Consider the following 13,286-nt stretch of genomic DNA (forward strand, 5'->3'; position numbering starts at 1 on the left):
AGTGCGATGTTCCCATTGTCAGCTTGAATATGATATTTCACAACTAAGCACACGCTACAATGAGCAAGGCGAGGAGTTGCATTTTTGCTGTAATGGCTGTGAGAGTGTGTATTTTTTACTCCAAAAGTCCTCACTCACAAGCTTTTATGATAAGCTCACAAGCCCTCTCACTCCACCAACACTTGATACACACAATGATTTAGCACGATTTGATACAGACGCGTTTATGCAAAAATACGTCCATACCATTACAAAAGATGAGATGAAACTCTGCGAAGTGCATTTAATCATTAGCGGAATTCATTGTGCAGCGTGTATTTGGCTCAATGAAAAGCTCCTTTTAGCGCAGGAAGGAATTATAAGCGCCACAATTAATTACACAAACAACAAAGCAACAATTGTATGGGATAGAAACAAGCTTCCTTTAAGCACTATTATCACTCTTATTCAATCTATAGGATATGATGCGTATGTATATGATAGCCGAATTCAAGAAAGTGCAGATAAAAAGCAAATGAAAGAATACTATATACGCGTTATTGTTGCGCTTTTTTGCACAATGAATATTATGTGGGTAGCCATTGCACAATATAGTGGATATTTTCTTGGTATCACTAAGGAAGCAAAAGATATTTTGAATCTTGCCTCATTTATCCTCTGCACTCCTGCACTTTTTTACTCTGGGTGGGTGTTTTTTCGCTCAAGTTATTATGGATTAAGAAATGGTTTTGTGGGTATGGATTTACTCGTTGCTGTTGGCTCTACATTGACTTATTTTTATTCTATATATGCTGCTATTACGCACAGTGGAGAGACTTATTTTGAATCTGTGAGTATGATTATCACCTTTGTATTAATTGGTAAGTTTTTAGAAGTTCGAGCACGCAAAAATGCAGGGGATAGCCTTGATAAACTCAATCATCTACTACCCACAAGTGTGGAACTCTGTGATAAACAAAATCCTCATCTCACACGTCAAGTTACTCCAGAAGAGGTGCAAATTGGTGATATGATTCTTGTAAAAGCAGGTGAAAAAATTGCCATTGATGGCATTTTGCTCAGTCAAAGAGCAATTTTTGATACAAAAGCAATCAGTGGTGAATCCTTGCCTATAGAATCTAAAGAAGGCGATGAGATTCTCTCCGGCTATGTTAATCTTAACCATCAAATTTTTTATCAAGCGACCAAAATATTCTCACAAAGCCTTATGAGCCATATTATCGAACTTGTAAGCGCTTCTCTTAATTATAAACCACATATACAGAATCTTGCTAATAGCCTCTCGCAGTATTTTTCACGTGTGATTTTAAGTATAGCTTTACTTTGTTTTTTAGGCTGGTATTTCATAGGAAATGTAGGGGTTGAAAAATCGCTTATGGTAGCTATATCTGTGATTATTATCGCTTGTCCTTGTGCGTTGGCTTTGGCTACGCCTATTGCTTCTGTAGTTGGTATTGGCGAATCTTATCGCCACAATGTGCTTTTCAAACAAGCAAAATTCCTTGAAAGTCTTGCAAAAGCAAATATAGTTATCTTTGATAAAACAGGAACACTTACTATTGGCAAACCAAAGGTGCAACAATGTTACATACAATCCGCTTATGATAAGCAACTTTTACGTGAGTTTGTGCGATTAAGCAAACATCCTGTGGCACTAGGAATTTTTGATTTTTTGGATACTCATACAGATTCAAGCACACAAGAAACTATATGGAATCTTAAGGACTTTCAGCAATTTGATGCACAAGGTATTTCTGCTTTGGTAGAGAGTGAAAATCAAAGTATTACACTTGTAGGAGGAAATTTAGAATTTTTGCAAAATAAGGGCTTTATTCTCCCGAAACTTACAATTAATAAAGGTATGGTCTTTGCCTATGGTATGCAAAAAAATGAAGAAAATATTTTACTTGAAATTTTTGAGCTCTATGATGAACCAAAACCCTATGCTAAAACTTTAATAGAATCTCTTCATAAACGTGGGATTGCCACAGCACTTCTTAGCGGTGATAGAGCGGAGAGCGTAGAGCAAATCAGCTCACTTATAAACATTCAAGAATCTCATCATAGTCTCTCGCCCTTACAAAAGGCAGAATGGATAGAATCTTATAAACATAAACACCCTCGCAATGTGCTTGTGATGGTGGGCGATGGGATCAATGATGCACCTGCGCTTAGTAAGAGCGATATTGCTATTTCTATGGGTGCAGGGAGTGATATTGCTATTTTAAGTAGCGATGTAGTCATTCTTGATGATAAACTCTCCACGCTACATAATGCCTTTGAAATCGCCCATAGAACTTATGTTAGTATCAAGCAAAATATAGCTTTGAGCATCGGCTATAATGCTTTAAGCGTGCCAATAGCTACTGCTGGACTTGTAATACCGCTTTTCGCTGCGCTTTCTATGAGTCTAAGCTCTCTTATTGTAGTATTTAATTCTATGCGATTAAAATATTTTAAAGGTGAAACACAAAATGAAAATAAAAATGGGTAGATTCTAAAGAAGACAAACAAAATCTCATAAGAATATAAATTATTTTAGTTGTTCTTGTGAAAATTTAGCGTAATATAAAGATGTTTCATTTTATTTTAAGGAGGAATTCATGAAAAAACATATTGTTTTTTTTGAAGCAGTGGGAGGCAGTGATAAAGGTAAAGACGGGCACAGAAAAGACACTGTGCCAATGATGGATTATCTCAAGAAGCTTGGTTGGAACGCAGAGGTTGTCTTTTTTACAGACGAGATTTTACGCGATGAGGCAAAAAAGAATGAAATCTATGAGTATGTTAAAAAGTCTGCTGATGCGTATGTTTCACGCGTAAATCCGGGTAACCTCAAAGAAGAAAAACTCTATTTTGATGTATTGCGCAAACTTTGCGCTGATGGCGTCATCGGTATGCCACACCCTGATGCAATGATTGGCTATGGTGCAAAAGATGCTTTAACTAAGCTTCGCAATACAGAACTTGTGCCAACAGACACTCTAGCTTATTATGACCCAAGCGAGGCAGCTAGAATTGGTGTAAAATGGGAAGCAGGAGGCGAACACGACTTCAAAAAGAACTTTCCCAAAACTCTTGCAAAAGGCGAAAGGGTGCTCAAACAAAATCGTGGTTCAACAGGTGAGGGTATTTGGCGGGTGCAAATCAAAGACCCAAGCAAATACAAAGGTGTGAGCGAATTACCACTTGATACAGAGATTCGCTGCACAGAAGCAGTAGATAATCACGTTGAAGAGCGCAAACTCGGTGAGTTTATGGATTTTTGTGAAAAATACCTCAAGGGTGATAATGGTATGCTCGTGGATATGACATTCTTACCTCGTATCAAAGAGGGTGAAATCAGAATCCTTATGCTTTATAAAGATCCGATTTATGTTGTGCATAAAAAACCAGCTGAAGGCGCGGATGCATTCTCTGCAACACTCTTTAGTGGCGCAAAATATCGCTATGATAAGCCAGAGCAATGGAGCACTCTAGTAGATTACTTCCTTTCAAATCTCCCAGAGATTAAAACTAAACTTGGCAACTATGATTTGCCGCTCATTTGGACAGCGGACTTTATCCTTGATACAGATGCAAATGGTAAAGATAAATATGTTTTGGGTGAGATTAACTGCTCTTGTGTAGGCTTTACTTCTCCGGCAGAGTTTTTAGATAAAACTGCGCGTAGAGTAGCAAACACAATTATCAACATTGTGGAAGATGCGCAATCTTAATTCTTCATCTTTCCTACCTTCATCAAACTAGATTCTATATAGAATCTAGTTTGAAACCTTAACTTAACCCCTTCTTTTATGCTTTAGTATTTAACAATAGCCCTTTGCTTACTACTAAACTTTCTAAACTATATGTAACCTCTGGCATTCGTGTTTCGTGCATTTTTAAACTATCCAACTTATAAGTTTCCTCATCTTTTCTTGGGTTACTTTGAGGCACAACGGGTGTTGTTGGTATAATTTGTGGTATTGGTTGATTAAAACTTATCGGCATTCCCATATTTGCTCCTTTTCCCCTATCCAATCTGTTTTTTTCTTGCGCTTCAAGCTTTTAAGTGTGATTATAGCAAGTTTCCTTTAATAACCAGTCCAAAAAAACACATTCACATCAAGCTCATTTAGAATTTGTTATAATACATATTTACCCAAAATAAAGAAGCACGATGACAAAAGAGTATTTTATCATTCTTAAAGGCAAGGATAAGAGCGCGGAGATTGAGTATTGCTGCCTTGAAAATGAGAATCTCAAAGTAGTATTTAAAAACAATCCGCAAACTTACACTTACCAAAAAGAAAATTTTGCGCTTGTAAAAAGAGCGACAAGCTATAAGTTCTTTAACTACCTTAAAGAGCTTTGTGCTCTTTCAGAAATGCAAACACCAGAGGACAATTTAAATGTGTTGCTCAAAGAATATGAGAGAATCCAAACTATCCCCAAACAATCTGCCTTGTCTATCTACCTCAATCCCTCATCGTTCAAGCAAGATTCTATCAATGAATCGCCGCTTATTTTTCCCTTTGGCGCAAACAAATCCCAATACGAAGCGGTGCAAAATGCAATGGGTAGCCAAATAAGCGTTATTGAGGGACCACCGGGCACAGGCAAAACACAGACGATTTTAAATATCATCGCAAATCTTATCTGCCAAAACAAAACTATCGCAGTACTCTCTAATAACAACTCCGCTACGCAAAATGTTTTTGAAAAGCTTGAGGGCTATGGGTTTGGATTTGTTTGTGCGACTTTGGGCAAAAAGGACAATAAAGAAAGCTTTATCGCTAACCAAAGTGGCACTTATCCCTCTTTTGATATTCCTGCAACAGATGCGACAAAGCTTAAAGCCGAGCTTGTCTGCCTTAATCAAAAGGCATTAGAGAGTTTTCATCTTACTAACGAATTAGCCAAGCAAAAGACATTTTTAAACGCGCTAAGATTAGAATATGAATATTTCAAAGCGCAAGAGAACATCTCGCCTTTAGCAATCAAAAACTTTACAAAATTAACAAGTGATAAGATTCTTAAAGCCAAAGTGCAGATAGAACAGATCCAAAAACTCTCCTTTTGGTTAAAACTCAAACTTGTTTTTTTAGACAAAGTGGGGGATTTTAGATTCTATAAATCTCCTAAAAAAGAGATTTTGCATACATTAGATTCTTATTATTATATCCTTAAAGATATGGAACTTTCAAAATCTATTGAAAAGCTCCAATCCGATCTCCCATCTTTGCAGCAAGAAAATCCCGTACAAAAGCTCAAAGTTTGTTCCTTGCTTTTATTCAAGTCTTACCTTAGGGCAAAATACCAAAACAAACAACAAAGAGTGCGATTTGAACTTTTTGATTTAAACCAAAACGCACCCGCCATCTTGCAAGAATATCCCGTGATTCTAAGCACTACACATTCTATCAAATCCTCGCTCAATCTTAAAGACACATTGTTTGATTATGTGATTATTGAAGAAGCTTCACAAGTGGATTTAGTTACAGGTTTTCTGGCATTAAGTAGCGCGAAAAACGCTATTATCGTGGGAGATACGAAGCAACTTCCTAATGTGATTGCCCAAGATAAAAAACCTCTCATTGAAACGCTCACACGAAAATATTGCATTCCTTTGCATTATGATTTTTTAGAGCAAAGTTTGCTAAGCTCTGTGATAGCAACATTGCCCAATGTGCCAAAAGTAATGCTTAAAGAACATTATCGCTGCCACCCTAAAATCATTGGATTTTGCAATAAAAGATTCTATAACAATGAATTGATTATTTTAAGCGAAGATAAGGGTGAAAATGATGTAATACAGACATTTGTTACACAAAAGGGCAATCACGCAAGGGGGCATTATAACCAAAGAGAAATTGATGTAATAGTAAAAGAAGTTTTGCCACCCTTACAAGCAAATCTCACAAAGGAGCAAATTGGCATTATCTCGCCCTTTAGGAAGCAAAAAGCGCATTTGCAACATAATGTGAGTGGGATAGAAATAGACACGATTCACAAATATCAAGGACGAGAAAAAGAGGCGATTATCCTAAGCACAGTAGAGAATGAAATCAGTGATTTTATTGATAATCCAAATTTGCTTAATGTCGCTATAAGCCGTGCTAAGCGGTTTTTGCGAGTTGTCATCTCTGCGCAAATCTACCAAAGCAAAAGCCATTTAAAAGATTTAATTGCCTATATGCAATACCATAATTTTGAAATCACACAAAGCAAAGTGAAATCTATCTTTGACCTGCTGTATAAGGCAAATGCGGAAGCAAGGCGCAAATATCTTAAAGGCAAGAAAAAAATCTCCGCTTATGATTCTGAAAACCTTGCCTATCACGCGCTTAAAAATTGCATTAGCTCTTATGGGAACTTGGATATTGCTACACATATTCCACTATATAGAATCTTAAGCTCTACTCAAGGCTTAAATGCACAAGAAATAAAGTTTATCCAAAGCTCAAGCCATATTGATTTGCTGATTTTTAACACGATGGATAAACTCCCTGTGCTTGCCATAGAAATAGATGGCTTTGCCTATCACAAGGAAGATTCTAGGCAAAGTAAAAGAGATGAGTTGAAAAATGCGATTTTACAAAAGTGCAGCATTACACTGCTAAGGCTTAACACGATAGAAAGTGATGAAATTGTGCGAGTAAAAGCGTATTTGGATAAGCTGCAAGGATAAAGCCGTGCGCTACCTACCCAAATATTTTGGCGCGATTAATTGGCAGTTTCCCCTAATAATTCGTCCAAGAAAACGCACTTTTATTCGTATCAAGCTCTTTAAGAATCTGCGTATCCTGCGCACTTAAAGAGAAATCAAAGACATTAAGATTTTCTTGCATTCTTGCTCTTTTAGAAGTTTTTGGTATGACAGAGATTCCTTGTTCAATCAAAAATCGCAAAACCACTTGTGCGGGTGTTTTGTTGTATTTTTGTGCAATGCTTTTAAGTGTGGGATTTTCTAAAATTGAACCTTTCCCCGCGATAAAAGGGCTCCAGCTTTGCAACAAAGTTTTTTTGCTCTTCATCGCCTCTCTTAAGGGCTTTTGTTGGAGGAGTAAATGTGTCTCGCACTGATTAATCGCAGGAATCACCTCGCAAGATTTCACAAACTCGCTATACGCCTTCGCACCAAAGTTTGAAATGCCAATAACCCTTAAAATACCTTGCTTATAAAAGCTCTCCATTGCTCTATACATCGCCTTAGATTGAGAGTATGGCATATGGATAAGCAAAGAATCAATATAATCAAGCCCTAAAGTTTTTAAGGATTTTTCAATGGATTTTTTTGCTAAATCCTCGCTACTTGATTCTAAAAGCTTAGTTTGGATAAAAAACTCTTCGCGTTTGATTCCGCCTTTTACTGCCGCATTTATCGCTGCTCCAAGCTCGGCTTCATTATTATACATCTGTGCGCTATCAAAGAGCCGATAACCTACCTCTATGGCTTCGCTCATCGCCTTTTGCCCTGCTTTGCCCGTAAGCGAATAAGTGCCAAGCCCAAGAATGGGCATTTTAACGCCATTATTGAGGGTGAGAGTTTGCATTTTTGCTCCTTTTTTGGAAATTTGTTTCAAATCTTGTGCGAAAAGTGGATAAGGCATATAAGCCCCGAGTGTCGCCACTCCTGTGAATTGTGCTAGATTCTTTAAAAAGTCTCTGCGATTTACATTATACGATTTCATAGAATCCTCCTTGTTTGTAAAATAGATTGTGTAATTATACAGCCTGATACTAAGTATTTGTCAAGGGGTGAAAGAAAATAATACGAGATTTGCAAATGCCTTTTTTCAAATAAAATTTAGTATATAATGCAAAGATTTTGATTTTTGCCAACATAAGAAAGCAATACTTTAATAAGGAGAAATATGAGCTTAGATTTATTCACAATGGCTACATTTACAACCCCTACATTTGAAGGCATAGCTCTGTATTTTTATCCTCTCTTCTTTATTGCTTCTATTGTAGGCGGGGTTGTAGGCTCACTCTCTGGTGGAGCAGGAATGATAACTATGCCCTTATTACTTGTAAGCGGACTAAATCCCCTCCAAGCCTTAGCGACAAATAAGCTTCAAGCCTGTGTAGGCTCATTCGTCAGCGCAGCACATTATTATCATCAAGGTTTGGTGGATATGAAAGAAAGTCGTGCGGTGATGATAATTGCACTGCTCTTTGGAGCAGTGGGTGCGATTTTAGTGCAGTTTATAGAGATTGCTTTACTCTCAAAAATCTTGCCTTTTGTGATGATAGCAGTGGGTGCATATTTCTTACTCTCTCCAAACATTAGCGAGGAGGACAGAGCCAAAAATCCTCATAAAATCTTTTTGTTTATAAGCATCGCAATAGCAGGATTATATGGAGGATTCTTAGGCATTGGGATTGGCTCTTTTATCTTAGCTCTGCTTGTAAGTATTGGTGGTTATGGACTTAGCAAAGCCTTAGCGCATTCGCGTTGGATTGTTTTTAGTATCAACATCGCCTCTACTTTGTTTTTCATACTCGGAGGCAATGTGCTTTGGATTCTAGGCATTATTATGTGTGTGGGACAAATCATCGGTGCAAGCTTTGGGGCACGCCTTGCAATAAAGCACGGAGCAAGGATTATCCGCCCGATTGTAATATGCGTGTGCTTTGCCCTCTCCACTCAATTACTTGTTAGGGAGTTTTTCTAGGATTCTAAAATCCTATTTCAAAAACGAGCGCGATAACTTCCTTTTGTGCAATGTTTTTATAAAGATTGGTATCAAAGCAAAACTCTGGCGTGTATTTTCTACCTCGTATGCTTAAAGCAAGGCTTTCATCATTTTGTTATCTCTTATCAAACGCACTTCCTGCAGAATCGCTAAAGTCAGCAGCAGCTCCTGCATAGCCTTGTGTAGCCTTAATATCCTCACTTACCCACGCGATTTTATTCTCCGCACTCTTAAACGCTGCCTCACCCATAAAGAGACTAAAAGGCGGTTTTTGCATTCGTGAGACATCATAGAGAATCTCTGCAAATTTTTGCATAGCTGTATCAGAAACATTTAAAATAGCATTATTGTGAGAGATTTTCATAAATTTTATTTAATCCCATTTCTTTTAATCTCCCACAAATTCTTGCTATCGTTGCAGGATTTCTTTTGATTGCACTCTTGTCGCGCCTTAGATAAGCAATATAAAAATCTTTAATAAGAAACAAATCAAAATCAAGTAAGGATTCTATAATTTTTTCTTGCTCATTGACACTAAAGGCTTTTTCAAACCTATTCCATTTGATAGAATCTATTTCTCTTATATTGTCTGGACTTATAGGATATACTCTAAAAAGCTACTCTCAAAATAATCCTTTTGATTTGCAAGTTCTATACTTTGGTTTAGGAAGTGGTTCATTTGATAACTCTATCCTCATCAATTAGCTTTAAAATTCTATCAAACTCATCAAAAATATTGTTACCTTTTTCAAGATTGATTGGATATTCTTTATTGTTAAAGTAAATCTTTGATTCCATACTATTACATAAAACTTCCATATTATCTAAAGAAAAATGTGGTGATAACTCAAATTTATCTCCAAATTGTTTCTCGCTACATTCATATACCGAAATTTTTAAGCCTCTATCTTTACAATAGCAGTAAAATCCGTAATCAAGTAAATCTTTTACATTTGTCGTATTTCTTAAACCTGGTAAAAGTTCGACTTTATCGATTTTATCGATATTATTAAAATATCGGATTCTAGAATATCTCTGAAAAGTCTCTTTTCTCTCATTAAGAAAATCAAATAAATCACTTTCTCCAATTAGAAGTTGTTCCCACCATTCTTTTTGTGATAAATCAGTCTTTTTGATAACCTCTTGCATTTTATCAATTAGATTTTTACCCTTACATTCTAGTAAAGTATCTAAAAAATCTTTGAAATAAGGCAATTTTAAACCATTTTTATCTCCTTTAAGAATCCAATTTAAGGCTTCCCTATCTCTAAAAATATCAGTAGGAGAATTGCCATAAAACCAGTTCGTGCTATAAAAGCTAAAATCACCTATACACAGAAAGGCTCTTTGGAAAAATGTAAGATTATCACTTAAGAATTGTTCCTTATCTAAAATTTGCATTGTTGTAGTGGTATATTGTTTGAATTTTTCTAAATTTGGAGATTCATAAAGAGATGTAAAGCCATATTGTCCCTGTCTATAGTTTTTATTATTTGAATAACTTTTATATACAAATTCTTCATCACTAAAATCAAGGAGGAAATCTACCCAACCTTTCAAAACTTTATGCTCACTTGTTTGGTTGAGTATTTCCTCCCAATTTTCTCCTCCTTGACGACTAGCCAAAATAAGTTTTGCTTTTCTCACTTCTAAATGATAAATATTAGAATGGAAACTATGTGTAGGGTTATCTACTAAAAATTGATAAATATTACTATGTCCTTGTGAGAGATGTTTAAAAAGTTGGTAAAAGCTTTTAATGTTGTCAGGTGAATCAAGTTTATGATTTTCAATAAAATGCCTACTCACCATTAAATAATCATTAAGCGCAGTTTTATCAATTTTTTCTATTTCTCTATTTTCTTTTACAAAAAATAAAATAGAGAAAAAATAGGAAATATCTAGATAACTCAATATTTGATCAAAAAAAGAGGAATCCTTTATTTTCAAAACCTCCTTAATTTCTAGAGTATCAAATAAAATACACAAACTTATTACTCTATCAAGTAATTTTATATTCTCAATATTTTGCAAAGGTTCATAAAATTCATTTACCTGCTGATTGGGATTTTCAATAGCTTCTTTAATGTCTTTAGATTCTATTTCTTTATTTTCCAATGCAAAAAAGAGAGTAGCATAATGGAGAAAATTACATCCTCGCGCATCAAACTTTTCTGGATTTTTACTATCAAAAAAATAATCGCTCCAATTAGTATCTATACTCTCTAAAAGTTTTTGCTCTTTAGAGATTTTAGAATCTTTTTCAATAAATGATTTGAGGTTTTCATATTTGCTCAGTTGCTTGCCTCTCGCATTCATTTTGATATATAACTCTTCACCAAGCTCAAACTTTCCCATATCAAATAAATTAAAGGTGATGTTATCTAAGTTTTCTGTAAGTTTTTGAATATCTTTTTTATTTTCAACTCTTTCAAATATTAAATCAAGCATATATAGCATTGCTTTGATAGTAGGGTCATTATTGAGGTTTTCTGCTTTCTCAAACTCTCCACCTTTATTCCTAATAGCTTCACTTGGTTTTTTGTTTATATCAAAGTCTTTTTTCAATAAATTTTTACAAAAATTTGCAGAGCTTTTACGCGTATTGTAAGAAAACTTCGCCAATAAATCTTTGATTTGTCCCAAACAATCTGCTTTTTTATAAAGGTAAAAATGCAATAGCCAAAGTGTTGTAATGCGTTGTTGTCCATCAATAAGCAAAAATTTATCATTTTCTTGATAGCCATAAATAAAATCAATATGCAAGGATTGTCTTTTGCCATTTAATACATTAAAGATTGCGGATAAAAACTCATTAGCGATTTTACTTTGAGACTTCCTACCCTGCGCATAATCTCTTTGTAATATAGGAATTTCAATTCTATATTTTTCTAGCAATTCTTTGAGATTCATTTGTCCTCCTTTATATATCTTTTTAAAGATTCTTTGATAGCTGTGAGATAATCTTCTTGGTCTTTTTGCTCAAAAATGTCAGGATTGCTCTTGTTTTCAGAAAATACTTTTTCAAACACCTTTCTTGTGGTAATGGGAATGAGTTTATCCTGTTCACCAAGTTTCTGTATTGCTTTGCGTTTTTGACTAAATATTTGATTGCCAATTTGACTATTTGAATCTTTATCAAGCAATGTGAGATTTTGGATTGTATGCAAAGTTTCATTATTTTTAAAATTGTCATCAATGTCCTCAAATAGTTTATCAGCAAAAATGACTTCTTTTATGCTTTGTTCAATTTCTTGTTTAAGCTTATCATCATCAATATATGATAAAATTTCTTGAAGCCATTGAATAATATTTTCATTATCTTTACCTTTTATAGCTTCTTTGATGCTTTTAGAGTTTTGGGCATAAATATGCTCTAAGGTCCATTGCTCCAACACAAAACGATTGAACTTAAAATATTCATTGGAACTTTCCTCGCGAATAAGATATTCCAAATTAAAAAGTAGGAGAATATCCTTTATTTTTGCATCATCTTTTTTATAACGTAGTTGCTCTATATTTTCAATCTTTGAAATTTCATTTTGAATTATTGCTAAAAGCTTTTGCGAAAACGATTCTTTGTTTGTATCGTTTTTCCATTCTTTATAGAGGGAATAAATATTTTTTCCACTCAAAATTAAAAACCCAAGATGGTGAAAAATTTCTCTATCTATTTTATCATTCCCATTTCCACTTGCAAAGCCAGAGAGTGTGTTGATTGCATTCTCTAACTCGTTCCATTGGCTATTGAGTGTGCCGTCTTTATAGCATTTATAGAAATACTCAAACAAATAATGCTTTTTATTTGAGTAAGGAACAAGTGATTTTAAATATGCTTCAATTCGTTGAATATCATCTTTTAGGATTTTATTTTCTATATCTTCTTTATCAATTTTATTTAACACGCAATACCTAAAATCCCTATTTTCTCTTGCTTCAATTTCGCTCTGATACCAAAGTTCTGCTCTATCTTTTAAATCATCACTATCTAATTCGTCATTTTTGCTTAAAAATAAGGCTTTAATATTTTCCGCTTCAGCTAAAGGAATTTTTCCAATATTGAGGCGAATAAAGACTTCATTTTCATTTTCTTTGGGGGCTATTTCATACCAAAGTACTTTACATTTATTGAGCAATACCTCTAAGAATTTATTTTGATTAATATCTTTATTGTCGAAAAAAACCTGTATAACTTCATAAGCTTTATGAAAATGGTAAAAATCTATATTCTCAACTTCTTTTTGGGTTTTATCTTGAATATTTTGCAAAAAATTGGTGCTATTGGGACGAGTTTCATAGGAAATATTAAAGAAATTTTTATTTTCAAGCAATTTTATGATTAAAAATATTGTCGTCAATCTTTGTTGTCCATCAATGATTCTATATTTTTCTTTATTATTTTTCACAACCACAGGTTGTAAGCAGTAAAAGTCAGATTGATTCTGCATTTGTGCAAAATCCCAAATATCTTGCAGTAACGCTTGAACCTCTCTTTCTCCCCAGCGATAGCCTCTTTGATAGCTTGGAATGATAAAATTTTTATCTTTTAGCCCTACAATATCTCTTAAAGATTGATCTTGTTGATTCATTATTCGCCCCTTT

The 13,286-nt window shown here is 34.6% G+C and carries 10 protein-coding genes; 4 read left to right on the top strand and 6 right to left on the bottom strand.

Translation table 11 applies throughout. From position 1 onward, the window contains the following. Position 1 precedes the first annotated feature (1 nt). On the top strand, positions 2–2,494 hold the full coding sequence (locus HH_RS05035) for a heavy metal translocating P-type ATPase (RefSeq protein ID WP_041309071.1): 2,493 nt from the start codon (positions 2–4) through the stop codon (positions 2,492–2,494). Positions 2,495–2,603: 109 nt separating this feature from the next. After that, positions 2,604–3,719 (top strand): Cj0069 family protein, encoded by a 1,116-nt coding sequence (locus tag HH_RS05040; protein WP_011115863.1) that lies wholly within the window; start codon positions 2,604–2,606, stop codon positions 3,717–3,719. A gap of 76 nt (positions 3,720–3,795) precedes the next feature. On the opposite strand, the gene HH_RS05045 is transcribed toward HH_RS05040, so the two are convergent. Further along, positions 3,796–3,999 carry a hypothetical protein gene (locus HH_RS05045; RefSeq protein ID WP_011115864.1) on the bottom strand — a complete coding sequence of 68 codons (204 nt, stop codon included), beginning with the start codon at positions 3,997–3,999 and terminating at the stop codon, positions 3,796–3,798. A gap of 163 nt (positions 4,000–4,162) precedes the next feature. On the opposite strand from HH_RS05045, the gene HH_RS05050 reads away from it, so the two are divergent. Continuing rightward, a complete protein-coding gene (locus tag HH_RS05050) occupies positions 4,163–6,673 on the top strand; it encodes a DUF2726 domain-containing protein (protein WP_011115865.1) in 2,511 nt (836 codons plus the stop codon). Positions 6,674–6,725: 52 nt separating this feature from the next. On the opposite strand, the gene HH_RS05055 is transcribed toward HH_RS05050, so the two are convergent. Continuing rightward, complete coding sequence (locus tag HH_RS05055) at positions 6,726–7,676, bottom strand: aldo/keto reductase (protein WP_050720607.1); 951 nt, start codon at positions 7,674–7,676, stop codon at positions 6,726–6,728. Between the two features lie 183 nt (positions 7,677–7,859). Between HH_RS05055 and HH_RS05060 the strand changes: the two genes are divergently transcribed. Next, on the top strand, positions 7,860–8,663 hold the full coding sequence (locus HH_RS05060) for a TSUP family transporter (RefSeq protein WP_226989473.1): 804 nt from the start codon (positions 7,860–7,862) through the stop codon (positions 8,661–8,663). A gap of 136 nt (positions 8,664–8,799) precedes the next feature. Here the strand turns inward: HH_RS05060 and HH_RS09425 are convergent, their stop codons facing one another. The 4 genes from HH_RS09425 to HH_RS05075 all read right to left on the bottom strand — a co-directional run bounded on the left by HH_RS09425 (position 8,800) and on the right by HH_RS05075 (position 13,273). Continuing rightward, positions 8,800–9,048: a hypothetical protein gene (locus HH_RS09425; RefSeq protein WP_041309074.1), complete on the bottom strand. Its 249-nt coding sequence runs from the start codon at positions 9,046–9,048 to the stop codon at positions 8,800–8,802. Beyond that, entirely contained in the window at positions 9,029–9,283 is a 255-nt protein-coding gene (locus HH_RS09430; protein ID WP_148141043.1) for a hypothetical protein, read from the bottom strand. The genes HH_RS09425 and HH_RS09430 overlap by 20 nt, the downstream gene beginning before the upstream one ends. 76 nt (positions 9,284–9,359) lie before the next feature. Next, a complete protein-coding gene (locus HH_RS05070) occupies positions 9,360–11,597 on the bottom strand; it encodes a DUF262 domain-containing protein (protein ID WP_011115869.1) in 2,238 nt (745 codons plus the stop codon). Continuing rightward, positions 11,594–13,273 (bottom strand): DUF262 domain-containing protein, encoded by a 1,680-nt coding sequence (locus tag HH_RS05075; protein ID WP_011115870.1) that lies wholly within the window; start codon positions 13,271–13,273, stop codon positions 11,594–11,596. The genes HH_RS05070 and HH_RS05075 overlap by 4 nt, the downstream gene beginning before the upstream one ends. Between the last annotated feature and the right edge of the window lie 13 nt (positions 13,274–13,286).

It is taken from the genome of Helicobacter hepaticus ATCC 51449, from assembly GCF_000007905.1.
GTDB lineage: Bacteria > Campylobacterota > Campylobacteria > Campylobacterales > Helicobacteraceae > Helicobacter_C > Helicobacter_C hepaticus.

Excerpts from the sequence above, each read along its gene's own strand:
- HH_RS05040 (WP_011115863.1), top strand. The coding sequence starts at position 2,604 with ATGAAAAAACATATTGTTTTTTTTGAAGCAGTGGGAGGCAGTGATAAA.
- HH_RS05045 (WP_011115864.1), bottom strand. The coding sequence starts at position 3,999 with ATGGGAATGCCGATAAGTTTTAATCAACCAATACCACAAATTATACCA.
- HH_RS05050 (WP_011115865.1), top strand. The coding sequence starts at position 4,163 with ATGACAAAAGAGTATTTTATCATTCTTAAAGGCAAGGATAAGAGCGCG.
- HH_RS05055 (WP_050720607.1), bottom strand. The coding sequence starts at position 7,676 with ATGAAATCGTATAATGTAAATCGCAGAGACTTTTTAAAGAATCTAGCA.
- HH_RS05060 (WP_226989473.1), top strand. The coding sequence starts at position 7,860 with ATGAGCTTAGATTTATTCACAATGGCTACATTTACAACCCCTACATTT.
- HH_RS09425 (WP_041309074.1), bottom strand. The coding sequence starts at position 9,048 with ATGAAAATCTCTCACAATAATGCTATTTTAAATGTTTCTGATACAGCT.
- HH_RS05070 (WP_011115869.1), bottom strand. The coding sequence starts at position 11,597 with ATGAATCTCAAAGAATTGCTAGAAAAATATAGAATTGAAATTCCTATA.
- HH_RS05075 (WP_011115870.1), bottom strand. The coding sequence starts at position 13,273 with ATGAATCAACAAGATCAATCTTTAAGAGATATTGTAGGGCTAAAAGAT.